Genomic DNA, 22,408 nt, shown 5'->3' with positions numbered 1-22,408 from the left:
CGCTCACTTGATAAAGCCCTTTTTCTTCAGGTAATCCTGCGCCACCTTGCGCGCATCGCGGCCTCCGATGGCAATGCTGGCATTCAGCTTCTGCAGCGTGGGGCCGGTGAGCGACAGGAATACCGGCTTCAGCACGGCGGCGATTTTGGGCTGTTTGGCCAGCACCTCGCTGCGGATGATCGGCGCGGGCGCGTAAATCGGCTGCACACCCTTGACGTCATCCAGCGTCACCAGGCCCAGCGCGGCCACCGGGCCATCGGTACCGTAGGCCATGGCGGCATTGACGCCGGATGTCTGCTCGGCTGCAGCCTTGATGGTGACCGAGGTGTCCCCACCGGCCAGCGTCAGCAGCTGGTCCTGCTTCAGCTTGAAGCCATAGGCGCTCTGGAAGGCGGGCAGCGCGTCGGCGCGTTCGATGAATTCGGCCGATGCCGCCAGCTTGAAGCGACCGCCCTTGTTGATCCAGTTGCCCAGGTCAGTCAGCGTTTTCAGCTTGTTGGCTGCCGCCACATCCTTGCGGATGGCAATGGCCCAGGTATTGTTGGCCGGCGCAGGCGTCAGCCAGGTAATGCGGTTTTTCTCCTGGTCCAGCTTTTTCACCAGCTGATAGCCCGCCTCGGCATTTTTCCAGGCCGGATTACTTTCATCGGCAAAGAAAAACGCGCCATTGCCGGTGTATTCCGGATAGATGTCGATTTCACCAGCAGTAATGGCGCCACGCACCACCTTGGTATTGCCCAGCGACACCTTGCTGACGGTCTTGATGCCATTGGCTTCCAGCACCTGCTGGATGATATTGCCCAGCAAGGCACCTTCGGTGTCGATCTTGGAGCCAACCCGTACCGCATCGGCCGCCATGCTCTGGCCGGAAAAAGCGCTCAGCGCGAGAGCGGCCAACAGCCAGCGACGGGAAAATTTTGCGTGGATCATGGTATTCCTCTTGATGGATGAACAGCAGCCGTTCAGGCAAAGGGATGAAGCGTATCGATCACCGGCCGGCGACGATGCCGCCACAGCAGCGGCAGGTAGCCCTGCTCGACAAAATCGCCACTGAGTTGCTGGTAATGCTGGCGTTCGGCCAGATAAGCCTGACGCAGGCGATACCAAGGCAGACCAGGATGCAGGTGGTGCACCAGATGATAATTCAGGTTGAGAAACAGCAAGCGCCACGGCCAGGCCGCTTCGTTCAGCACCGAGCGGGCGGCCGCATCGGGCACGGCCCGGTGCTCGTAAAAGGAACGTACCATGGCCAGCGCCAGTGCGGGATAGGCAATGCACGACAGGTAATACCATGGCGCGATACCAGCCTGGCGCAACCACAGCAGCAACAGGCCCAACAATAGCAGATGGCTGCCCCATACCAGCAGCTGTTGCCGCTGGCCGCTACGCACGGCAGCACGCAGCGTGGCCAGCCAGCCCAGGGCCGGCCCCAGCAGCAAACGCCCCACGGCAGTGTTGCGCCAGCGCAGCAGGCCACGGGCCACGGCCCCTGCTGGCAAGCTGGCGTGGTAGTAGCTTTCCGGGTCCACCCCCGGCAGGGTCAGGCTTTCATCACGGTGATGGGCCAGATGGCTGTCCCGATAGACGGCATAGGGATACCACACTGCCAGCGGCAGCTGGCCGAACAAGGCATTCAGCCAGCCATGGCGCGTGGGGTGGCCGTGAATCAGTTCGTGCTGCAGCGACATATACCAGCTGGTAAAGACAATCAGCAGCGGCGTGCCCAGCCAAGGCCCCAGCTGGCGCCACAGCGCCGCCGTGCCGAACCAGCCGCCGTAGATGACGGCAATCAGCAGCCAGGTGGGCAGCTCCAGCCGCGCCAGCCAGGCCCGCGAGCCGGACTGCCCGGCGGGTACTGATGGCGCAACGTCGCCATCCCGCGAGTCGGGAATGGCAGAACCTTCGCGATACAGGCGGCCGGAATGCAAACCGGCATGTTGCAATGAGCAATACATGAGTCGGCTCCTAGAATGAGCCGACCACTATAGTGTTGCCCCCGCCGCCGCCAAACCAAGAAAAAATGACAAGCATTGCAGAAAAACGCCAACACTGAACGTGTTGGCGATGTCAGGTTGACGTGGCAGAGCTTGTTTACGATTTAGCGAACGAAGGGTCAGACAAGGCGAAAGGGCGTGAAAAAGCACAATGGACAGGGAGTCCATGCGCATTTTGAACGACATTTCAACGCAGGATCACCCGAGTATCGCCGATCGTAAACACGCTCTCAGCTCTTGGGCAGGCCGGGCGGATTGGTGCGCGATTCGCTCACCGCTTCGGCACTCAGGCCCCAGCGGCTGAGCACCTTGGTGTAATTGCCGTTGGCAATCTGGGTATTGATGATTTTGGTAATGGCTGCGGCCAGGCCGGAGTCCTTGCGGGTGGTGACGGCGATATCCGCGGTCAGCGGCCAACCGCCAGAGAAGGTGCCAGCCAGCTTCACCTTGCCGGTCTGTGCCGCCTCCAGTGCATAGATGGCATTGGGGCCCAGCCAGGCATCGGCACGGCCGGACTGCAAGGCTACCCTTGCCACGGCTTCATCATCAAAATACAGGGCTTGCAAGGGCTTGAGCCCGGACGCTAGATTTTTCTTGTTCCACTCCAGCAGGATCTGCTCCTGATTGGTGCCGGCAGCCACGATCACCTTCAGCCCGGCGGCATCCTTGGGTGCATTGATTTTCAGCTTGCTGCCCGACTTGGTGTAAAAGCCCAGCAAATCCTTGCGATAGGTGGAGAAATCAAATTTCTCCTTGCGCGCCTCGGTAACGGTGACATTGGAAATCACCGCATCGTACTTGCCGGACTGCAGGCCCAGCGGCCAATCATCCCAGGCCACGTTCACCAGCTCCAGCTTGCGGCCCAGGCCACCGGCCACCAGGCGCGAAATGTCCGGATCAGCCCCGATAATGGTTTTGGAATCATTGGCAAAACCTCCCAGTGGCAAAATGCCGCCGGCGATGGCCACCACCAGGGTCTTGTCTTTGACGAAGCGGACATCCTTGGGCAGCAGCTTGATGGCCTCTGGCACCGGGCGGGCACTGGGTTGGCCTTTTTGCTGCGGGCTCAGGTCGATGCTGCTGGCGGCATGGCCAAACAGCGGGGCCAGCAGGGTGAGGCTAAGGGCAGCCAGTACGGTACGACGCGGCAGATGGGTGTTACGCGACATGATGCTTTCCTTGTTGTGGTCTTGCTTGTGGTCGTGACGGTGTGTGAATGGTTTGGTCGATGGCAAATGTTTTATCCATGGCCCTAGAGCACGCGGGCCAGGAATTCTCGGGTGCGTTGCTGCTGTGGCTGGCGCAATACCTGTTCCGGGCTGCCGCTTTCCACGATGCGGCCCTGCTCCATGAACACCACGGTATCGGCCACTTCACGGGCAAAGCCGATTTCATGGGTGACGATGATCAGCGTGGTACCGGAACGCGCCAGCTCCTTGATGACGTCCAGCACTTCCTGCACCAGCTCCGGGTCGAGTGCCGAGGTGGGTTCGTCAAACAGCAACACCTTGGGGCGCAGCGCCAGCGCACGGGCAATGGCCACGCGCTGCTGCTGGCCGCCGGACAGCTGGCGCGGCCAGGCAGCGGCCTTGTCGGCCAGCCCTACCCGCTTGAGCAACAGGCGCGCCTGCGCTTCGGCCTCGGCCCGGCTCAACCCGCGCAGCGCGATGGGCGCTTCAATCAGGTTTTGCAGAACAGTCAGATGGGGAAACAGGTTGAAGTGCTGGAACACCATGCCCACTTCAACGCGGCGTTGCAGGATGTCCTTTTCCTTCAGCTCATGCAGCGCGTGGCCCTGCTGACGGTAGCCGATCAACTCGCCGTCAATGGCGATGAAACCGCCATCCACCCGCTCCAGATGATTGATGCTGCGTAGCAAGGTGGACTTGCCCGAACCGGAGGGCCCGATGATGACGGTGACGCTACCGGGCGGGACAGTCAGCGACACGTCATCCAGCACCTGCTGCTGGCCATAGCGTTTGCTGACGGCATGAATGGCCACTTCGCCACCTTTGACGGCAGGCAGCTCGGTCAGCGACACCGGCTGCGCAATGAGCGCACTACCGCCAGCAGCAGCCGGCCACCAGCGCTGACGGGCACGCTGCCACAGCGACTGCGGCTGCTGGCGCAGCGCGCCACGCGCATAGCGACGTTCCACCTGCACCTGCACCGTGGACAGTACGGTAAGGATGATCAGGTACCACACGGTGGCCACCATCAACAGCGGAATCACTTCCAGATTGCGGTGGTACACCACCTGGATGGTGTAGAACAGCTCCGGCAGCGCCAGGATGTAGACATTGGCCGTGCCCTTGGCCAGACCAATGATGTCATTGAAGGCGGTGGGCAAAATGGTGCGCATGGCCTGCGGCAGCACGATGCGGAAGATCTGCCGGCCACGTGGCAGGCCCAGCGCGGCCGCTGCTTCCAGCTGGCCCTGCTCCACCGACAAAATGCCGCCACGGATGATTTCCGCCGAGAAAGCCGCCTGGTTCAGGCTCAGGCCCAGCACGGCAGCGGCAAAGGGGCTGATCAGCTCGGTGGTGGAATAACTGAACCAGTTGATGCCGGTATACGGCACACCGATATTGATGGTTTCGTACAGATAACCCAGGTTGTTGAGGATAAGCAGCAGCACGATCAGCGGAATGGAGCGGAACAGCCAGATATAGCTCCACGACAGGCTGGCCAGCAGCGGCGAGCGCGATACCCGCGCCAGCGCCAGCACCGTGCCCAGCGCCGACCCCAATACCGTGCCGATGGCGGTCAGCAGCAAGGTGCGGCCCAGGCCCTCCAGCACCGGGGCGGCCAGAAACCATTCGGCAAACACCGGCCAGCCCCAGCGCGGATTGGTGGCCACCGAGCTGACGATGGCGGCCAGCAACAACAGAGCCAGCACGCTGCCGGCAATGCGCGCCGGGTAACGCGCCGGGATGATGCGCAGCCCGGCATAGCGGTTGCTGCCGCTGGCCTCGGCCACCGCAGGCGCGTTTGCCTGCCGTGGCAGTGAATGGCTAAAGGCGATTTCGCCGACTTCGGTAATTTCACTCATGATGTCTTGTCCTGTGCAAAAGCCGGGGTGGGTGCTCGGCAAGCAAGTCAAAGCGGTTTCAAACGGCAATACCGGCCAGTTCTGTCAAGTAGCCAGCATGGGATGGCGCGCTGGCCAGCCATGGCACTGCCTTGGTAAACGGCAGGGTGCGCAAGGCTTCCAGATCACCCGCCGGGTCGAACTGCGCCTGATAGCCATGGCGCAGGTAGAGCCCGACCGCCTCCGGCTGGCGGCAACCGGTGGTCAGGTAAATCTGGCGGTAGCCCTGGCGCTGGCATTGCGCTTCCAGCTCCTGCAACACCAGCCCGGCCAAGCCCTGACGGCGGAACTGACTGTGGGTCCAGATGCGCTTGAATTCGGCGGTGTGCTCATCCAGCCGCTTGAAGGCCCCACCGGCAATCGCCTGACCCTGCCGCAGCAGCAACAGAAAGTTGCCATGCGGCGGAGCAAAGGTTGCCGGCGGATAGCGGCGCATTTCCTCTGCAGCGCCTCCGGGGCTAAACAAGTCGCCGTAGCGTGCGTCGTATTCCTGCGTCAGCTCGGCCAGCATCACGCTGGCGCGCGGGTCGGTGGTGGTGGTGTAAACAAAGTAGTCACGCATGTGCTCGGTCCATTGCGATGTGTGTCTGGCTGTCGCTTGTTATGTGGCCGCCGTTGGCTGCGGCAGGTAGCGCTCGGCCAGGGCCACCCAGTAGCTGGCGGCCAGCGGCAGGATGGCGTCGTTGAAGTCGTAGCGCGGGTTGTGCAGCCCGGCGCTGTCGCCATTACCGAAGAACACGAAACTGCCGGGTCGTGCCTGCAACATGAAGGCAAAGTCCTCGCTGGCGGTGCGCGGCCGGAAGGCCTCTTCCACCCGCGCCGCGCCCAGCGTGTCCTGCGCCACTTCACGCGCCAGTGCGGTTTCTGCCGGGTGATTGCACACCGGCGGGAAGCCCAGGCGGTAATCCACCTCGGCACGTGCGCCAAAGCTGGCGGCCTGTGCCTCCACCAGTGCCGGCACGCGCTGTTGCAGCAGGCTGCGCACTTCCGGGCGGAAGGTGCGGGCGGTCAGTTTCAGCTCCACGCTGTCCGGTATCACATTGGACGCATGGCCGCCGTGGATGCTGCCCACGGTGAGCACGCCCATGTCCAGCGGGTCGACATTGCGTGACACCACCGACTGCAGCGCGGTAATCAGGTGGGCACTCACCAGCACCGGGTCCACCGTGTTATGCGGTTCGGCCCCATGGCCGCCCTTGCCGTGCACGGTGATGTGGGCCTGGTCTACCGAGGCCATGGCCGGGCCTTCGATGCAGCCGATATGGCCGCAACTCACCCCGGGCCAGTTGTGCAGGCCGAACACCGCATCGCAGGGAAAGCGCTCGAACAGGCCTTCTTCCAGCATGCGCCGTGCGCCGCTGCCGGTTTCTTCCGCCGGCTGGAAAATAAGCTGCAAAGTGCCGTCAAACTGGCCGTGCAGCGCCAGAAAGCGGGCGGCGGCCAGCAGGATGGCGGTGTGGCCGTCATGCCCGCAGGCATGCATCACGCCGGGGTTCTGACTGGCATACGGCAGGCCGGTAGCTTCGTGGATGGGCAGCGCATCCATGTCGGCGCGCAGGCCGAGTGCACGCTGGCTGCTGCCACGGCGCAAGCTGCCCACCACCCCGGTGCCGGCAATGCCGGTAGTCACCTGATAGCCCCACTGCTGCAATAGCGCGGCTACCTTGCCGGCGGTGCGGTGTTCGGCAAACGCCAGTTCCGGGTGCTGGTGCAAGTCGCGGCGCAGGGCCACGAACTCGGCATTGGCAGCCGCAATGCCGGTTTCGATCTGCAGGCTGCGCGGCAACACGGCGCTGTCTAATGCTGCATTCATCAGGCCACCTGCTGCTGGCTGCTATCGTCAGCCGTTTGCTGGTAACGGTTTTGCTTGCGCGGCAGGCCCAGATGGTCGCGCAGGGTGCGGCCGTCCAGCTGGCGCTTGAAGCGGCCATTGGCTTCCAGCACCGGCAACACATGGGTGATGAAGTCGTCCAGCCCTTCGGCCACCACCGGGAAGCCCAGGATGAAACCGTCGGCTGCGCCCTCGTCCACCCAGCGGATGATTTCAGCCGCCACTTTTTCACCGCTGCCGACAAAATTGCTGCTCGGGGTGGCCACTTCCAGTGCCACCTGGCGCAGGGTCAGGCCATGTTCGCGGGCGCGGGCCTTGATCTGGTCGGTGGTGGCGCGGAAGCTGTTGCGGCCAATATCGCCCAGCTCCGGGAAGGCCTCGTCCAGCGGGTACTGCGTAAAGTCGTGGTGGTCGAAGAAGCGGCCCAGATAGGCCAGCGCATCGTCGATGGTCAGCAGTTGCTGGATGATGCGGAACTTGGCTGCAGCCTCGGCATCGGTGGCGGCCACCACCGGCGCAATGCCGGGGAAGATTTTCACATCGTCCGCCTGGCGCGCATGCAGTACGGCGCTGGTTTTCACCTTGCGCAGGAAGTCGCGGGTTTCCGCGATGGACGGCGAGTGGGTAAACACCGCGTCGGCATACTTGCCCGCGAGGCCAATACCGGCATCGGAAGAGCCGGCCTGGAAAATCACCGGCTGGCCCTGTGGCGAGCGGCTGATATTCAGCGGCCCGGCCACCTGAAAGAAACGCCCCTTGTGGTTCAGCGTGTGCAGCTTGTCCTTGTCGAAGAACTGGCCGGTTTCACGGTTACGCGGCAGTGCATCGTCGTCCCAGCTGTCCCACAAGCCCTGGGTGACTTGCAGGTATTCGTCGGCAATTTCATAACGCAGCGCATGTTCCGGATGCGGGCGGCTGTAATTGAGCGCCGTGCCTTCCAGCGGGGTGGTCACCACATTCCAGCCGGCACGGCCACCGCTGATCAGGTCGAGCGAGCCGAACTGGCGCGCCACGGTAAACGGGTCGCTGTAGGAGGTGGACACGGTACCGGCCAGGCCGATCTTGCGCGTTACGCTGGCCAGCGCCGACAGAATGGAAATCGGCTCGAAACGGTTGAGGAAGTGCGGAATCGATTTTTCATTGATGTACAGGCCGTCCGCCACAAAGGCAAAGGCAATGCCGTTGGCTTCGGCTTTTTGCACGGTATCGATATAAAACTGCAGGTTCACGCTGGCATCCGCCGGGCCGCTGGGGTGTTTCCAGGCGTGCATGTGGCCGCCAGCGCCGTGCAGCATGATGCCGAAAGTAATGGGTTTGCTCATGTTCAGCTCCAAAAATGGTGATCAGTCAGCTCAGGCGGCCAGCGGCTCGCGCGCCTCGGCCAGCAGGGAAATGGAAGCGCGGCGCAGGGCAAACTGGGCCACCGGGATATCGATGATGAATTCGCGGATGCCGTAGCTCTGGTGCAGGGAATCCAGCTCGGCGCGCACATCTCCGGCAGTACCGGCAATCACGTGCGGATGCTTTTCTTCCAGCTGGTACTGGCTGCTGCCAGCCTGACGGGCAAATTCTTCGGCCGCCTCACGGCTGGGCACGTTAACGCTGCGGCCATCTTCCAGCGTCACCTTGAACAGCTTCAGCTCGCCTACTAGCGCCTGCGCCTGTTCGCGGGTTTCCGCCACAAAGGCATACAGCGCCAGCGCCGGTACCTTGCCGGTCCACTGGCGGTACACGGCAATGGATTGCTGGATATTCAAAGGGTCGCCATTGAAGTGGCCGGCATAGGCGAAATCCCAGCCCAGGCGGGCTGCCAGCCGGGCGCTGTCCGGGCTGCCGCCCAGCAGGAAACGCCCCGGCGTAATGGGCGGCTGCGGCGTGGCCTGGGCACCGGCCAGCGGGTGGCCTTCCGGCTGACCTTCGTTCAGGAAGGCATTCAGTTCAGAGAGCTGGGCGCTGAAATCAGGCTTGCGGGCGGCATCGTGATAGTGCTGCAGGGCACGGGTGCTGAACGGCAGGCCGCCGGGGGCCTTGCCCACGCCCAGATCCACCCGGCCCGGCGCCAGTGCCGCCAGCAGATTGAAGGTTTCCGCCACTTTGTACGGGCTGTAGTGCTGCAGCATGACGCCGCCACTGCCCACGCGGATGCGGCTGGTATGCGCCAGGATGTGGGAGATCAGCACTTCCGGTGCAGAGCTGGCCAGCAACGGCGTGCTGTGGTGTTCGGCCACCCAGAAACGGTAATAGCCCAGTTGCTCGGCCAGTTTGGCCAGCGCCACAGTATTGGCCAGCGCATCGGCCGCACTAGCACCAGGGGGAATGGGGCTTTTATCCAGAATCGACAGTGAATAAGACATTTGTGTGCACCACTTGATTGACGCCACAAAATCTATTCCCGCCACAATTTAATATCAATAGCAAATCCATAAGTTAAAAAGATAAGCTTATTAATCGACCCGGCAAATATTTTTTATAAAAAAATCAGCTGGTACATTCTGAAAAATGCTTATACCGATAATGAAAAGAACCAGCATAAATATTGCTAAGCCTTGAAACACAGAGCTGCATCAACACCACCCACCCCTCACAGTCATTTCCCAGACAATATCAGCCACCTGTTTGCAATGACACGACAACTGATTAACTAATAATATTTTCTTGATTAATAAAACGGGAACATTGCGGAACAATAGCCATCAGCCACCGACAACGCATTCTGCACTGGCGGCCTGTGATGTTCTCTTTTCCAACTTAATCGCGACTTGATCATGAAAATAAAACTGCTCGCCCTGACCATGGCGGCTCTGCCGCTGCTGGCCCATGCCGATGATGGCGTCACCGTATACGGCAAAATCGCTGGCAACCTGTCCAATGTGAAAAGCTATTCAGCCACCACCAATAACGGCCAGCCCTTCAGCAGCTGGCGGGTAGATGACAACACCTCGCGCATCGGTTTCAAGGGCAGCGAGAATCTGGGTAATGGCGTCACCGCCATCTGGCAGGTGGAAAACCGCATTCACGTTGATGGCAGCGGTACGGATACCTTCGCCAGCCGCGACTCCTTTGTCGGCCTGCAAAGCGAGCTGGGCAAGATTCGCCTGGGTCGCCTGTCCGACTACGCCAACCTCGACATGGAATATATCGATCCGGGCTCCTACAGCAGCGTGGCCGGCCAGATTTACTCCACCCGGCTGGACGGACGCATCAATAACGCCATCCGCTACGACAGCCCCAATCTGGCAGGTTTCAGCTTTACCACCACCTGGGGTGCCGATGAAAAGCGCGCCAACGACAGCAGCGGCAACCCGACCAACAATCAGGTATTCAATCTGGGTCTGAGCTACGAGCAGGCCGGCTACTTCGCCAAGTTCAGCTATGAGAACAAGGGCGATGCCCAGCAGGTGAATAGCTCAGCCCAGACCGGTGCCGTGAAAAACTGGTGGCGGGTGGAGGCTGGTTATATCAGCGACCCGATCTACCTGGCGCTGGGCTTCCAGAGCGTGAATGGCTACCTGGGGGTGAGCAGCGGCAAGTTCGTCGACAGCCCGGGCGTGGTTTACAACGTGAATGTGCTGAATGCCCGCCTGGCGGCCAGTGGCCTGAGCGCCAGCGCGGCGGCCTCCAGCCAGGAGGTGAAGGCGCGTGAGGCCGTGCTCACCTTCGGCTACAACATCGGCCCGTGGCTGCCCTATGTCTCGCTGACCAAGGGCTATGACCTGAGCGTGGGCGGCAGTGACATCGACAAGACTGGCTACACCCAGTATGTGGTCGGCACCATCTACACGCTGTCCAAGCAGACCAAGGCCTATGCCTCGTATGGCCGTGCCAACTGGGGCGGCAATGGTGTGGCCAGCGAAAGCGCGCTGAGCCTGAGCCTGGCCAAGTATTTCTAAGCAGCACGGCCCCGCCTGCTGGCGGGGCTGCTTCCTGCCCAAACCATTGCGAGGATGCCTGATGAGCCGTGACCTGTTATTGCTGCTGGAACCCGGTTTCAGCCGCCCCGACCACCCTGCCGCACAAGGCTTTGTCTGCCCGCACAGCACGCTGCTGGAAGGCCTGCTGGCGGTGCAACCGGCACTGGCCGAGCGCATTGAAATACGTCGACTACCGTTTCCACGCCCGCGCCAGCCGGTGATCGAGCTAGTTGGCGCAGACAACCAGGCCCTGCCACTGCTGCTACTGGCTGCCGACAGCCCGGTGCCACCGCAGGCGGCTCAGCATCAGGGCCGCTATTTCCTGCAGGATGCCCGGCAGATCGCCGCCTATCTGGCCGAGCAGCATGCGGCCTATCATCTCTGAACCGTTCACCCTTAGCGAAAGCGCATCATGGGAATCAAACGCCTGAACCACGCCGTACTCTATGTCAGCGATGTGCCGCGCAGCACACGCTTTTACCAGGATGTTCTGGGCTTCCGTCCCAAGGCAGGCAGCCAGCCGGACCGGGCGGTGTTTACCCAGGCCGCCGACTCAGACAACGATCATGATCTGGCACTGTTTGCCCGCAATCTGGGGCAGCAACGGGCCGGGGTATTCAGCCCGCGCGGCGAGGTGCCGGCCGCCAGCGAACCGCCCGCCGGTCTTTATCACCTGGCCTGGGAAGTAGATACCCTGCAAGAGCTCAAGCGCATCCGTGACCAGTTGCAGGCGCTGGGCCGCCTGGGTCTGGAAGAGGATCACGGCGTGCACAAGAGCGTGTACGGCCATGACCCGGATGGCCTGCTGTTCGAAGTCACCTGGTTTGTCCCGCAGGAAGCCTTGCAGGATGAAGACCGCCAAAGCCGTAGCGACCCCTTGCTGTGGGAACGCGAACTGGCACGCTTCGGCAAGCTTTAAAACACAGCGGGGGTGGTCGAGCCATGCTCGCCACCCCCTGGCCTATCCATCCTGCCTGCGCTTAGCGCTGATACCAGCCCACCGGCCCCGGCTGCAGATTGATATTCACCTGCTTCACCTGCTGGTATTCCAGCAGGCCGTTCACCCCCAGGTCACGGCCATAACCGCTCATCTTGTAGCCGCCCCACGGCGCTTCGTTGAAGGTGGGGTTGTAGCAGTTGATCCAGGTGACGCCGGCACGGATTTCCTTCACCACCCGCAGCGCACGCGCACCATCGGTAGTGAATACACCGCCGGCCAGGCCATAAGGGGTGTCATTGGCCATGGCAATCGCTTCGGCTTCGCTGGTGAAGGTCTGGATCGCCACCACCGGGCCGAATACCTCTTCACGCACGATGTCCATGTCGCGGGTGCAATTGTCGAAGATGGTGGGCTGCACAAAATAGCCCTTGGCGCATTCGCCCGCGGTATGGCGCACACCGCCACACACCAGCGTGGCGCCTTGCTGTTTGGCGCGTTCGATATGGCCCAGCACCTTTTCCAGCTGGGCTGCCGACACGATGGCACCCATGTCCGGGTCTTTCATGCCGGGGCCGATGCTCATGGCGCGGGCGCGCTCGGCGAGACGAGCGACAAAACGGTCCTTGATGCTCTCTTCGATCAGGATGCGTGAACCGGCCGAGCACACTTCGCCCTGGTTGAAGAACACGCCGATCATCGCCCATTCCACCGCACCTTCCAGATCGGCATCGGCAAAAATCACATTGGGCGACTTGCCACCCAGCTCCAGCCCCACTTTTTTCAGATTACCCACTGCGGCGGCGGCAATGGTCTGGCCGGTGCGGGTGCTGCCGGTAAAGGTGATCATGTCCACATCGTGGCTGGCGGCCAGCTCCTGTCCGGCGGCCGGGCCGCTGCCCAGCACCAGGTTGGCGGTGCCGGCCGGCAGGCCCACCTGATGGAAAATCTCAAACAGGGCCACCGCCGACAGCGGGGTCACCTCGCTGGGCTTGAACACCACGGCATTACCAGCCGCCAGTGCCGGGGCCAGCTTCCACGCTGCCATCAGCAGCGGGTAGTTCCACGGCGTGATCAGCGCGCACACGCCGACCGGTTCGTGCATGGAATAGGCATGCATGGGGCCGAAGCCGTCACTCACCTCGTACACCCCGCCCTGCGGCTTGGTGATCAGGCCGGCGTAGTAACGGAAGCAGGCAGCGGCATCATCCACATCGCAGCGCGCTTCGCGCAGCGGCTTGCCATTGTCCAGCGTGTCCATGACGGCCAGTTCGTCGGCGCGGGCGGCAATGGCATCGGCAATACGCAACAGCAGGTCGGCGCGCTTGGGGCCAGCCATGCGTCGCCATGCGCCGCTCTGGTAAAACGCCGCCTTGGCGGCGGCAATCGCCTGCTTGCTGTCCTCGGCCACGCTGTCGGTGACCAGGGCAATCACTTCGCCATTGGACGGGTTGATCACTTCGCGGGTGGCACCGCTGACCGAAGCCTGCCACTGGCCGTTGATATAGTTGTTGCGCACTTCCATGCTTCCCTCCTCCTGCTTGTTATGGTCGCCCAGTCTCCGTGGCGGAGTGCTCAGGCGATATAGATCTTGCGCAGCGTGTCGGTGACGGTCCAGGTGGTGGCCGTACCCGCTGCCAGGTGGCCGACGCTGCCGGCCTGCAGCTGCAAGGCCGGGCTGCCATCGGCAAAGCTCACCGTGGCACTGCCAGCCAGCACCACGAAAAATTCGTCCACCTCAACGTCAGTGGTGACGCTGGGCGACATTTCCCACACGCCTATGCTGCAGCCATGCAGGCTGCCCAGTTCCGCCGTGCCGACACGGGCCGGGCCGGCAATCAGCTGAGCAGCCGGGACATCGCGGTATTCCAGTGCAACGCGCGTGGCGTCCACGCAGTGATTGGCCAGCAGGGCAAAGGGATTGGACATGGTCGGTTCCTTGGATTCTCAAAAAAGGGGCGAACAGATTCAGGAGTCGAAGCCCAGACCCAGCGCATCCATGGTGCGCAGCATCAGGTTGCGCTTGCCGTGGTTGTGGTCGGCGCGGTTCAGCGACCAGCGCGTGGCCTGTACCGCCACATAAGCCAGCGGCTCCGGCGGGAAAGGCGGCGGGATCTCGCGCACCATGCGCAGCCGGGTGCGTTCGGTATCCAGCCCGTCCAGCTTGTCCAGCAGCACATTACCGGCAAAGCGGGTGGCGCCGACACCCAGGCCGGTAAAGCCGGCGGCATAAGCCACCTTGCCGCCACGCGCCAGCGCGAAAAAGGCACAAAAACGGGTAGAGGTATCGATGGCACCACCCCAGCGATGGCTGAAACGCAGCCCAGCCAGTTGCGGGAAGGTGGTGAAGAAATGGCTGGCCAGCCGTTCGAACGATTCGGGGCGGTCGTCATGCTGATCGCTCACCTTGCCACCAAAGTTGTACACCGCGTCGTAGCCGCCAAACAGGATGCGGTTGTCGCGGGTAATGCGGTAGTAGTGAAACTGGTTGGCCATGTCGGCAATGCCCTGACGATGCTGCCAGCCGATGGAGGCCAGTTGTTCTGGCGTCAGCGGCTCGGTCATCAGCACGTAGTCGTATACCGGGATGGTGTGCCAGCTATAACGCTTGAGCAGCGAGGGGAAGGCATTGGTAGCCAGCGCCACCCGTGCTGCGTTCAGCTGGCCCTGCGCGGTATGCAGCGTCACCTGGCGGCCGCTGCTCTGCAGCCTGGTCACCGCCGATTGTTCATAAATCTGCACCCCCAGCTCACTGGCTACCCGTGCCAGCTCCAGCACCAGCTTGCCGGGGTGGATCATCGCCGTGCTGTCTTTTTCCCAGAAGCCGGACAGGAAGGTAGGTGAATTCAGTTCGGCGCGGATTTCCGCCGCGCTCATATAGCCTTCGCCGCGCAGTTGCTCGTCCTGATAGGGCTCCACCGCCACCACCAGCACGCCGGTGCGCTCGAAATCACAGTCGATGCCATAACGCTGGATGGTGGCTTCGATTTCGTCCAGATTGCGCAGGCCCAATGCTTCCAGCTCGGTCATTTCCTCTGGCCAGCGCTTGTGACCGTTTTCTTCGCCGTGCGTGAGGCTGGCTTCGCAAAAGCCGCCGTTACGGCCGGAAGCGGCCCAGCCCACCCGCTGTGCTTCCAGCAGTACCACGCTGCGCGCCGGGTCGCGCTCCTTGGCCAGAATGGCGGTCCACAGTCCGAGAAAACCACCGCCGACAATGGCCAGCGCAGTGTCGGCGCGGCCCTGGAACTGGGGAAAAGCGCGGCGGCGGGCGGCCACGTCGTCACCCCAGAACGGGCGGTTGACGCTATCGGCCAATGCGCTGTGGATCAGCGCGCTTGCGGGAGCCTGACGTTCGAAAACGATTTGCGGCATAAAGCTGTCATTCCTTGTGCACATTGCACGCTGTTTGAGATTGGGCACAACGACCGGCGGCAGACACAGGGCAGCTTGCCAGCGCTGGCGAATGTTTGCTGGCCTTGCCGGTACGGCGCCAGACCAGTGTAGCCTGCTACGCTGCGCCGCCGCCGCACGCCTGGCGTGGCAGGCCCGGATAATGGTCCGGACTGTGGCCAGTTTGCGGCTTGGCATAGCTTGTATCAGGTGATATGTTGAGATAAATCCATAATTTCTTAACTTCAGTTTTAGTTTTACTCACCTGATGAGCAAAAAAACCCCCTTAAGCCAAGTCAGCGATTTTGATATCCGCCTGCTGCGCCTGTTCAAGACCGTCGTGGAATGCGGCAGTTTTTCCGCAGCAGAAAGCGTGCTGGGCATCAGCCGCTCGGCCATCAGCCTGCATATGGGGGACCTGGAAAAGCGGCTGGGCATCTGCCTGTGTCAGCGTGGCCGCGCCGGTTTTGCGCTCACCGACGAGGGGCGCGCGGTGCTGCACGCCAGCCAGACCATGCTGGCGGCCATCGAGGAATTCCGCACCGAGGTCAACCAGCTGCACCATCAGCTACGGGGCGAGCTGAACATCGGCATCATCAATAATCTGGTCACCCAGTCGCACATGCACCTGACGCGGGCGCTGAAATCGCTGAGCGCACGCGGGCCGGGGGTGCGCATCAATATCTCCATGACCACCCCCAGCGAAATCGAACTGGGGGTGCAGGACGGCCATCTGCATGTTGGCGTGGTGCCGCTGATCAACCCGCTGTCCGGGCTGGATTACATCCAGTTATATGAAGAGCATTCCTTGCTGTACTGCAGCCGCGAGCACCCCTTCTTTACCCGTGCCGACACCGACATCAGTGAAGATGAACTGTGCCGTACCGAGGCGGTGGCCCCCAATTACCGCCTGACCGCCGAGGCCATGGAGCGCCATCACGCACTCAATTGCAGTGCCACCGCGTCCGACCGCGAAGGCATTGCCTTCCTGATTCTCACCGGCGGCTATATCGGTTTTCTGCCCGACCACTTTGCCGCTGGCTGGGTGGCACAAGGGGTAATGCGCCCCCTGCACCCAGCCCGCTTCTGCTACGACATTCCGCTCAATGTGGCCATGCGCAAGGGCCGCCGCCCCAACCTGGTGCTGGAATGTTTCCTGCAGGCGCTGGAAGACAGCCGCAAGGCATGAACTCCACCCGGCCCTGAACGCAAAAAAGCACCCTTGCGGGTGCTTTGGCTAAGCTCGACAGCAAACCTGACGGCTTATTTACCGGCTTCGCCGACAAAGATTTCCACGCGGCGGTTGGTGGCACGGCCGGCCACCGTGCTGTTGTCAGCCACCGGCTGGCGTGAGCCCATGCCATCGATGGCGATACGGTTACCCGATACACCACGGTTGACCAGGTAGTCACGGGTAGCCTTGGCACGGTTCACCGACAGCGGATTATTGATGGCATCGCTACCGGTATTGTCGGTATGGCCAACAATGCGCACGGTTGTCACCGGATTCTGCTGCAAGGTGGTGGCAAAGCGATCCAGTACCGGGCGCAGGTTGGGCTTGATGTCGTAGCGGCCGGAATCAAAAGACACATCGCTGGGGATATTCAGCTTGAGCTGGTTGTCGGCAGTCTGGCTCACGCTGACGCCGGTGCCCTGCGAAGCCTGCTCCATGGCCTCTTTCTGTTTTTGCATGTGCTGCGACCACAGGTAACCACCACCCGCGCCCAGCGCCGCGCCTACCGCCGCACCGGTGGCCGCGCTGCGGCCGGTATGGCCGCCAGCAGTCAGTGCACCCAGCACCGCACCCACGCCAGCGCCAACTGCAGCCCCGGTACCGGTGGTGCGCTGGGTATCATTCATATTGGCGCAGCCGCTCAGGCTGGCCACCGCCATGGTAATGACCAACAGGGAAGTGACTTGTTTTTTCATCGTAGACTCCTCGTTACGGGATGCATGCTGCATGCCCGATACAGATACCGTCCGTGCAGACCGCAAGCGGCGCACGATGGCGGCCTTCATGGTTAGGCAGCGCCGCAGGCCGGACCGGCCCTTGCAATAAGGCGCTACAAGCACAGCATATGGCAGAGGCAAGCGGCTCAAGTTCAGTCGCCGGGCTTGCGCGGTGGCCATTATTTTAAATAACAACAAGCAACTGTTTACATTCTAGTCTGCCTGTCAGCCACCGTGTGTAAGCAATCGTGTGCCTTGTGTAAGGGAAAGTACAGCCTGACAGGAGCCGACGACGACAAAAAAAAGCCCCCTTGCGGGGGCGGAAGTGATGCTAAGGGTCGTCAGGAAAAGAAAAGCCAGATGAGCCAGCGCTCAGGACTGCGTGGCTACCTTGGCTGGGCGTGACTCCATCCACGGCGTGCCGTACAGACGGGAGCGAACCCAGCCCACCGCCAGCAATGCCACGGCCAGCGCACCGGTGCTGATCACTTCGATCTGGTGCTCGGGACGAATGGCCATCAGCAGTACCACGGCGCAGATGAAGACGATGACAATCCAGGTGAGTACCGGGAACATCCACATGCGGAAGGCCGGCGTTTCGCCATTGGCCTCCAGGCGCTGGCGCATGCGCAGCTGGGAAATGGCAATCACCAGATACACCAGCAGGGCGATGGTGCCGGAAGTGGCCAGCAGGATGTCGAACACTTCCTTGGGTACCAGGTAGTTGGCAATCACGGTGATGAAGCCCACCACCATGGAACCGAGCACCGCTTTTTGCGGGGTACCGTTGCTGGCGGTTTCACCAAACATCCGGATGGCATCGCCACGGGTGGACAGCGAATACAACATGCGCGAGGCGGTATACAGCGCGGAGTTAAGGCAGCTGGCTACCGACACCAGCACCACCACATCAACGATGGCCTTGGCATTGGGAATACCGATCAGCTGCAAGGTGCGCTGGTAGGAGCCCAGGGCCGCCAGTTGCGGATCGTTCCACGCCACCAGCGCAGTCACCACAAAGATGGAACCCAGATAGAACAGGCTGATCCGCCATACCACCGAATTGGTGGCCTTGGTGATCTGCTGCTGCGGGTTGTCCGATTCGGCCGCCGCAATGGTGACGATCTCTGTACCCAGGAAGGTGAACATGGTGGTCAGCATGGCACCCAGCACCGCACCGAAGCCATTGGGCATGAAGCCGCCGTGATCAAACAGCCGTGCGGTGCCACTGACCTGGCTGCCCGGAATCAGGCCCAGCATGGCCGCACCGGCCACCGCCAGGAAGGCAACAATCGCCACCACCTTCACCAGCGCGAACCAGAACTCGAACTCACCGTAGTTCTTCACGCTGAACAGGTTGGTGATGGTCAGCAAGGTGGTAATACCCAGGGCAAAGGCCCACATCGGCACGCCGGCAAACCAGGCATGCAGGATGGTGGCGGCCGCATTGGCTTCCAGCGGAATCACCAATACCCAGAACCACCAGTACAGCCAGCCGATGATGTAGCCGGCCCAGTGGCCGATGGCACGGTCGGCATAGGTGGAAAACGAGCCGGTATCCGGCGCAGCTACCGCCATTTCACCCAGCATGCGCATGACCAGTACCACCAGCAAGCCGGCCATGGCATAGGCGATCAGCACGGCAGGGCCGGCCTCGGCAATGGCGTGGCCGGAGCCGACGAACAGGCCGGCACCGATCACACCGGCAATGGACAACATGGTGACGTGACGTTGCTTGAGCCCGTGGCTCAAACCTTGAGATGAAGCACTCATGAAAGATTCTCCCAAACCGGCGGCCCGCGTGGGCAGGTCCTCCGGCAATAACATTTTTTGTTTTTGTAGCGGTGAAAGTGACCCACATTACTGCTTGCCTGCGGCCTACGGAGCCACGGCCAGCCCCGGCATCGGACACCGCCCAGGCGGGTCGGTGCGCAATGCTGCGACAGCGGTCTGCTGTGGCAACTGTTTATGCTGCCATTCAGTAAAAAAATGGCATTTTTTTAAACAGCAAGTCATTGACTACAATATTCAAAGCAGTCAAATCATTGTATAGAATGAACTTTCCAAGACTTGCAGGCGCAACAATTCTAATCATGCGTTTAACAAAACACCACAATGAATAATATTTTAAACAGCAAATCAGCGTGCCAGATGGCGGAAAAGATGCAGACAAGTCATTGAAAAAAATGGCTTTGGCAGGAAAAATGCACAACGGGTGAAAAACAGGAAAAAACACCATATCAAGCAGAAAAAAGCACTGGAATACGCTTTTTCCAACTTGATGCAGTGTCAGACTGCACCCACGACGGATGGCATGCCGCAGCCAGCCGCGCTAATGCAGCGACGACCGGCTGCACAGCGACGCCAACGGCAGCTGTAACAGGGCGGTGGTCATGCCCTGCGCCAGATAGAACAGCGAAGCCACGCCACCGTAGCTCCAGGCGGGTGCCACTGCGGCAAAGCGCTGCTGCCGCACAAAGGGCAGGCCCTGCCACAAGGGGCTGGCAAACAGCTGTGGCGCGGCGGCAAAAGGCTGCTGATACAGCACGATGTCCTGCTGCAATGCCACCAGCTGGCCCACCCGCTGCTGACTGACACCCCATACCGAGGGGGCCGGCTGTGTCGTGCTGCGCAGGCCCAACCGGCGCAAGGCCAGCACCGGCATGGCATTGCTGCCGTAGACATACACCATGGACGGGTTGGCAAAGCGAATAACCTGCACCGTAGGCCAATTGGCAATACCACGTGCCTGCAATTGGCGGCGCAGGCCGGCAAAGCCTTGCTCCAGCTGCTGTAGCCGCTGCTGCGCCTGCTGCTCGCGTCCCAGTAAACGCCCCAGTTGCAGCAGGATGCGCTCGGCCGCCTGCGCATGATCCTGCCCCGGCTGATAGGCATCGATATTCAACACCGGGGCAATGCGCTGCAGGCTGCTGCGCATGGACAGCAAGGTGGGGCTGATGATGATCAGCTGCGGCTTGAGGCTGGCCAGCAGCTCCAGATTGGGCTCCAGCCGGCTACCGGCCGACGGCACCTGCGCCGGCAGGCGTGGGCGTACCACCCACTGCCGGTAGTCATCGGCATCTGCCACCGCCAGCGGGGTAACGCCCAGTTCCAGCAGGTTTTCCGCCGCCTCCCAGCTCAGGGCAACAATGCGCTGTGGCGGCGAGCCCACCGGCTGGCGGCTGGCCTGTTCCAGTTCATCCATTCCCCCCGCCATGGCCGGCAGCAGGCTGCCGGCCAGCCAGACAGCAAGACAACAAAGCAGTACGCGCAAGCTCATCGCCCACCTCCACGACTCAGTCGTTGCCAGCACAGCAGCACGATGAAATAGGCCCCGCACAACACCGAGGCCAGCATGCCCAGCGGCAACTGCCGTGGATAGATCAGCACCCGCCCCAGCCAGTCGGCCAGCAACAGCAGCGCCGCGCCCAGCAAGGCCGCCAAGAGCAATTGCGCCACCGGCCGGCGTGCGCCCAGCAGCGCTGCAATATGCGGAGCCAGCAAGCCCAGAAAGGCCACCGGCCCCAGCACTGCCGTCACCACCGCCGTCAGCAAGGCCACCAGCAGCAGCAAGCCCAGTCGCGCCCGTTCCAGCACCAGACCGCGCCCCTGCGCCACGCCATCGCCGGTGGACAGCAAGGCCAGCACCCTTTGCGCCGCCAGCGCCAGCATGCCCAGCACCAGCACCGCCAGGCTCAGCCACAGCGCCTGTGCGCCACTGACCCGGTAACTGGAACCAGCCAGCCAGCCCAGCACGGCAAAGCTGTCCGCCGTCCCCTTGGCCAGCACCGCCTGCAGCAGCGCATCCAGCAAGGCCGCCAGGGCAATGCCGCTCAGCGCCATCATGCCGGGGGCGTAGCCTTGCCTGCGCCCCAGCCACAACAGCAGCCCCAACACCAGCAGGGTGCCGGCCAGTACCAGCAGCGGCCCGCCCTGCAGCAGAGGCTGCCCCAGCCAGCTGGCTGCCAGCAACAAGGCCAGGCTGCCGCCAGCCGACAGGCCCAGCAGATCAGGGCTGGCCAGCGGATTGCGCAATAGCCGTTGCAGCAGCACCCCGGCCATGGCCAGCCCGGCACCCGCGCTCAACGCCACCAGGCTGCGCGGCCAGCGCAAGGACCAGAGCAGCGCTTCCGGCCAGCCCAGCACCCAGCGCAGTTGCCCGCCATCAGGCATCGGCGACAGGCAAACACTCAGCAGGGTCAGCAGCATTAACAGGGAAACCGCCAGCAGCCAGCCTCCCCTGCCCCAGCGTCGCTGGCCAGCCACCACGCTGGGTGGTGCAGCCGCCTGCTGCGCCGGGCGCAGATTGCGCCGCGCCAGCCACAGCAAGGCCGGTGCGCCCAGCAAGGCGGTCACCGCACCGCTGGGCAGGCTGTCGCCCGCCCACTGGCTGAAGGCCAGCGCCAGACAGTCGCTACCCAGCAGACACAGCGCCCCCAGCAAGGCGCTGGCAGCCAGCTGCGCCCGTGGCTGCCGTGCACCGAGCAGGCTGGCCAGATTGGGTGCCACCAGGCCGATGAAGCCGATCAGCCCCACCGCCGCCACCGACACCGCACTCAGCCACAACGCTGCCAGCAGCAATAACAGAATGGTGCTGATGGCGACACCACGGCCACGCGCAGCGGCCAGCCCCAGCACCAGCAGCGACAGCGGGCGCGGAGCCAGCCATAGCAACAGCAGGGCCGGGCTCAGCCGGGGCAGCAGCCACAGCGTCCATTGCCAGTCGATCTGTGCCAGATCGCCAGCACCCCAGACAAACAGATTGCGCGCGTACTGGTCGTGCAGCAGCACTAACGCCGTCGCCACTGCCCCCAGCAGCAGGTTGACCGCCATGCCGCCCAGCACCAGCGGCAAGCCGTTCAGCCCCTGTGGCCCGGCCAGCAGCAAGACCAGCCCCAGCGCCAGCATCGCCCCGCCCAGCGCCGGCCAGGCCGGGTGCAGTGCCAGCACGCCGGGCAGACAGATGCTGGCCAGCACCACGCCCAGCCATGCCCCGGCGGACAGGCCCAGCGTCATCGGCGACACCAGCCGGTTGCCGGTCAGCTGCTGCAGCACGCTGCCGGACAAACCCAGTGCAGCCCCCACCAGCAGGGCCATTGCCGCACGCGGCAAGGCCGCATAGTGGAATTGCAGGCCGCTGAAATCGACCGGTGCCTGCCACAACTGCGCCCATTGTGCGGCCGGGAGCAGCCCGCCATCCAGCCACAGGTGTAAGGACAACAAGCCCAGCAGGCCGCACAGCCCCAGCGGATAGCGCCAGCCACGCCAGGTAGCAGGTAATAACAAGGTGATGACTGCTTGCAT

At 62.4% G+C, this 22,408-nt stretch carries 19 protein-coding genes and 1 pseudogene; 4 read left to right on the top strand and 16 right to left on the bottom strand.

The features are described from left to right. Positions 1 to 3: 3 nt before the first annotated feature. The 9 genes and pseudogenes from osmF to H2Z84_RS02525 form a co-directional block, all read right to left on the bottom strand. The gene (osmF, locus tag H2Z84_RS02560; RefSeq protein ID WP_309545426.1) at positions 4 to 930 is read right to left on the bottom strand and encodes a glycine betaine ABC transporter substrate-binding protein OsmF; all 927 of its coding nucleotides are present in this window, start codon (positions 928 to 930) and stop codon (positions 4 to 6) included. Positions 931 to 962: 32 nt separating this feature from the next. Next, on the bottom strand, positions 963 to 1,955 hold the full coding sequence (locus H2Z84_RS02555; RefSeq protein ID WP_181834592.1) for a fatty acid desaturase: 993 nt from the start codon (positions 1,953 to 1,955) through the stop codon (positions 963 to 965). A gap of 269 nt (positions 1,956 to 2,224) precedes the next feature. Continuing rightward, on the bottom strand, positions 2,225 to 3,163 hold the full coding sequence (locus H2Z84_RS02550; RefSeq protein ID WP_181834591.1) for an ABC transporter substrate-binding protein: 939 nt from the start codon (positions 3,161 to 3,163) through the stop codon (positions 2,225 to 2,227). Between the two features lie 83 nt (positions 3,164 to 3,246). Further along, positions 3,247 to 3,996, bottom strand: a complete 750-nt coding sequence (locus H2Z84_RS21070) for an amino acid ABC transporter ATP-binding protein (protein ID WP_226034256.1) — start codon at positions 3,994 to 3,996, stop codon at positions 3,247 to 3,249. 153 nt (positions 3,997 to 4,149) lie between these two features. Continuing rightward, a pseudogene (locus H2Z84_RS21210) lies at positions 4,150 to 5,046 on the bottom strand (amino acid ABC transporter permease); the annotation flags it as partial. A 58-nt stretch (positions 5,047 to 5,104) separates the two neighbouring features. Next, positions 5,105 to 5,647, bottom strand: a complete 543-nt coding sequence (locus H2Z84_RS02540) for a GNAT family N-acetyltransferase (protein WP_181834589.1) — start codon at positions 5,645 to 5,647, stop codon at positions 5,105 to 5,107. A 39-nt stretch (positions 5,648 to 5,686) separates the two neighbouring features. After that, positions 5,687 to 6,898, bottom strand: coding sequence for a M20 aminoacylase family protein (locus H2Z84_RS02535; RefSeq protein ID WP_181834588.1), 1,212 nt, complete (start codon positions 6,896 to 6,898; stop codon positions 5,687 to 5,689). Continuing rightward, entirely contained in the window at positions 6,898 to 8,238 is a 1,341-nt protein-coding gene (locus H2Z84_RS02530; protein WP_181834587.1) for an LLM class flavin-dependent oxidoreductase, read from the bottom strand. Before H2Z84_RS02530 ends, H2Z84_RS02535 begins: the two co-directional genes overlap by 1 nt. 30 nt (positions 8,239 to 8,268) lie before the next feature. After that, positions 8,269 to 9,270 carry an LLM class flavin-dependent oxidoreductase gene (locus tag H2Z84_RS02525; protein ID WP_181834586.1) on the bottom strand — a complete coding sequence of 334 codons (1,002 nt, stop codon included), beginning with the start codon at positions 9,268 to 9,270 and terminating at the stop codon, positions 8,269 to 8,271. Positions 9,271 to 9,681: 411 nt separating this feature from the next. Between H2Z84_RS02525 and H2Z84_RS02520 the strand changes: the two genes are divergently transcribed. From H2Z84_RS02520 to H2Z84_RS02510, 3 genes are all read left to right on the top strand, one after another. Further along, the gene (locus H2Z84_RS02520; RefSeq protein ID WP_181834585.1) at positions 9,682 to 10,806 is read left to right on the top strand and encodes a porin; all 1,125 of its coding nucleotides are present in this window, start codon (positions 9,682 to 9,684) and stop codon (positions 10,804 to 10,806) included. 61 nt (positions 10,807 to 10,867) lie between these two features. Next, on the top strand, positions 10,868 to 11,212 hold the full coding sequence (locus tag H2Z84_RS02515) for a DUF3088 family protein (protein WP_181834584.1): 345 nt from the start codon (positions 10,868 to 10,870) through the stop codon (positions 11,210 to 11,212). A 27-nt stretch (positions 11,213 to 11,239) separates the two neighbouring features. Then, positions 11,240 to 11,746 (top strand): VOC family protein, encoded by a 507-nt coding sequence (locus H2Z84_RS02510; RefSeq protein WP_181834583.1) that lies wholly within the window; start codon positions 11,240 to 11,242, stop codon positions 11,744 to 11,746. A gap of 61 nt (positions 11,747 to 11,807) precedes the next feature. On the opposite strand, the gene H2Z84_RS02505 is transcribed toward H2Z84_RS02510, so the two are convergent. Genes H2Z84_RS02505 through H2Z84_RS02495 form a run of 3 tightly spaced genes read right to left on the bottom strand, consistent with a single transcriptional unit; the run spans position 11,808 to position 15,136 of the window. Next, entirely contained in the window at positions 11,808 to 13,289 is a 1,482-nt protein-coding gene (locus H2Z84_RS02505; RefSeq protein WP_181834582.1) for an aldehyde dehydrogenase family protein, read from the bottom strand. Between the two features lie 50 nt (positions 13,290 to 13,339). Continuing rightward, on the bottom strand, positions 13,340 to 13,693 hold the full coding sequence (locus H2Z84_RS02500; protein WP_181834581.1) for a cupin domain-containing protein: 354 nt from the start codon (positions 13,691 to 13,693) through the stop codon (positions 13,340 to 13,342). 39 nt (positions 13,694 to 13,732) lie between these two features. Beyond that, entirely contained in the window at positions 13,733 to 15,136 is a 1,404-nt protein-coding gene (locus tag H2Z84_RS02495; protein ID WP_181834580.1) for an NAD(P)/FAD-dependent oxidoreductase, read from the bottom strand. Between the two features lie 286 nt (positions 15,137 to 15,422). Here H2Z84_RS02495 and H2Z84_RS02490 point away from each other — a divergent pair, with 286 nt between their 5' ends. Continuing rightward, a complete protein-coding gene (locus tag H2Z84_RS02490; RefSeq protein WP_181834579.1) occupies positions 15,423 to 16,343 on the top strand; it encodes a LysR family transcriptional regulator in 921 nt (306 codons plus the stop codon). A gap of 74 nt (positions 16,344 to 16,417) precedes the next feature. Here the strand turns inward: H2Z84_RS02490 and H2Z84_RS02485 are convergent, their stop codons facing one another. From H2Z84_RS02485 to fhuB, 4 genes are all read right to left on the bottom strand, one after another. Beyond that, positions 16,418 to 17,083 carry a YiaD family glycine zipper/OmpA-like lipoprotein gene (locus H2Z84_RS02485; RefSeq protein ID WP_181834578.1) on the bottom strand — a complete coding sequence of 222 codons (666 nt, stop codon included), beginning with the start codon at positions 17,081 to 17,083 and terminating at the stop codon, positions 16,418 to 16,420. Between the two features lie 393 nt (positions 17,084 to 17,476). Continuing rightward, the gene (gene gabP / locus H2Z84_RS02480; protein WP_181834577.1) at positions 17,477 to 18,877 is read right to left on the bottom strand and encodes a GABA permease; all 1,401 of its coding nucleotides are present in this window, start codon (positions 18,875 to 18,877) and stop codon (positions 17,477 to 17,479) included. A gap of 559 nt (positions 18,878 to 19,436) precedes the next feature. Then, positions 19,437 to 20,384, bottom strand: a complete 948-nt coding sequence (locus H2Z84_RS02475) for an ABC transporter substrate-binding protein (RefSeq protein WP_181834576.1) — start codon at positions 20,382 to 20,384, stop codon at positions 19,437 to 19,439. Continuing rightward, the gene (fhuB, locus tag H2Z84_RS02470) at positions 20,381 to 22,408 is read right to left on the bottom strand and encodes a Fe(3+)-hydroxamate ABC transporter permease FhuB (protein ID WP_181834575.1); all 2,028 of its coding nucleotides are present in this window, start codon (positions 22,406 to 22,408) and stop codon (positions 20,381 to 20,383) included. The genes H2Z84_RS02475 and fhuB overlap by 4 nt, the downstream gene beginning before the upstream one ends.

Source organism: Aquitalea aquatica, assembly GCF_013911085.1.
Classification (GTDB): Bacteria; Pseudomonadota; Gammaproteobacteria; order Burkholderiales; family Chromobacteriaceae; genus Aquitalea; species Aquitalea aquatica.
The sequence above is the reverse complement of the archived record's forward strand: the minus strand, read 5'-3'. Positions and strand labels throughout refer to the sequence as shown.

What these genes read in the sequence shown, in the direction of transcription:
- osmF (WP_309545426.1), bottom strand. Translation starts at nt 930, where the DNA reads ATGATCCACGCAAAATTTTCCCGTCGCTGGCTGTTGGCCGCTCTCGCG.
- H2Z84_RS02555 (WP_181834592.1), bottom strand. Translation starts at nt 1,955, where the DNA reads ATGTATTGCTCATTGCAACATGCCGGTTTGCATTCCGGCCGCCTGTAT.
- H2Z84_RS02550 (WP_181834591.1), bottom strand. Translation starts at nt 3,163, where the DNA reads ATGTCGCGTAACACCCATCTGCCGCGTCGTACCGTACTGGCTGCCCTT.
- H2Z84_RS02540 (WP_181834589.1), bottom strand. Translation starts at nt 5,647, where the DNA reads ATGCGTGACTACTTTGTTTACACCACCACCACCGACCCGCGCGCCAGC.
- H2Z84_RS02535 (WP_181834588.1), bottom strand. Translation starts at nt 6,898, where the DNA reads ATGAATGCAGCATTAGACAGCGCCGTGTTGCCGCGCAGCCTGCAGATC.
- H2Z84_RS02530 (WP_181834587.1), bottom strand. Translation starts at nt 8,238, where the DNA reads ATGAGCAAACCCATTACTTTCGGCATCATGCTGCACGGCGCTGGCGGC.
- H2Z84_RS02525 (WP_181834586.1), bottom strand. Translation starts at nt 9,270, where the DNA reads ATGTCTTATTCACTGTCGATTCTGGATAAAAGCCCCATTCCCCCTGGT.
- H2Z84_RS02520 (WP_181834585.1), top strand. Translation starts at nt 9,682, where the DNA reads ATGAAAATAAAACTGCTCGCCCTGACCATGGCGGCTCTGCCGCTGCTG.
- H2Z84_RS02515 (WP_181834584.1), top strand. Translation starts at nt 10,868, where the DNA reads ATGAGCCGTGACCTGTTATTGCTGCTGGAACCCGGTTTCAGCCGCCCC.
- H2Z84_RS02510 (WP_181834583.1), top strand. Translation starts at nt 11,240, where the DNA reads ATGGGAATCAAACGCCTGAACCACGCCGTACTCTATGTCAGCGATGTG.
- H2Z84_RS02505 (WP_181834582.1), bottom strand. Translation starts at nt 13,289, where the DNA reads ATGGAAGTGCGCAACAACTATATCAACGGCCAGTGGCAGGCTTCGGTC.
- H2Z84_RS02500 (WP_181834581.1), bottom strand. Translation starts at nt 13,693, where the DNA reads ATGTCCAATCCCTTTGCCCTGCTGGCCAATCACTGCGTGGACGCCACG.
- H2Z84_RS02495 (WP_181834580.1), bottom strand. Translation starts at nt 15,136, where the DNA reads ATGCCGCAAATCGTTTTCGAACGTCAGGCTCCCGCAAGCGCGCTGATC.
- H2Z84_RS02490 (WP_181834579.1), top strand. Translation starts at nt 15,423, where the DNA reads ATGAGCAAAAAAACCCCCTTAAGCCAAGTCAGCGATTTTGATATCCGC.
- H2Z84_RS02485 (WP_181834578.1), bottom strand. Translation starts at nt 17,083, where the DNA reads ATGAAAAAACAAGTCACTTCCCTGTTGGTCATTACCATGGCGGTGGCC.
- gabP (WP_181834577.1), bottom strand. Translation starts at nt 18,877, where the DNA reads ATGAGTGCTTCATCTCAAGGTTTGAGCCACGGGCTCAAGCAACGTCAC.
- H2Z84_RS02475 (WP_181834576.1), bottom strand. Translation starts at nt 20,384, where the DNA reads ATGAGCTTGCGCGTACTGCTTTGTTGTCTTGCTGTCTGGCTGGCCGGC.
- fhuB (WP_181834575.1), bottom strand. Translation starts at nt 22,408, where the DNA reads ATGCAAGCAGTCATCACCTTGTTATTACCTGCTACCTGGCGTGGCTGG.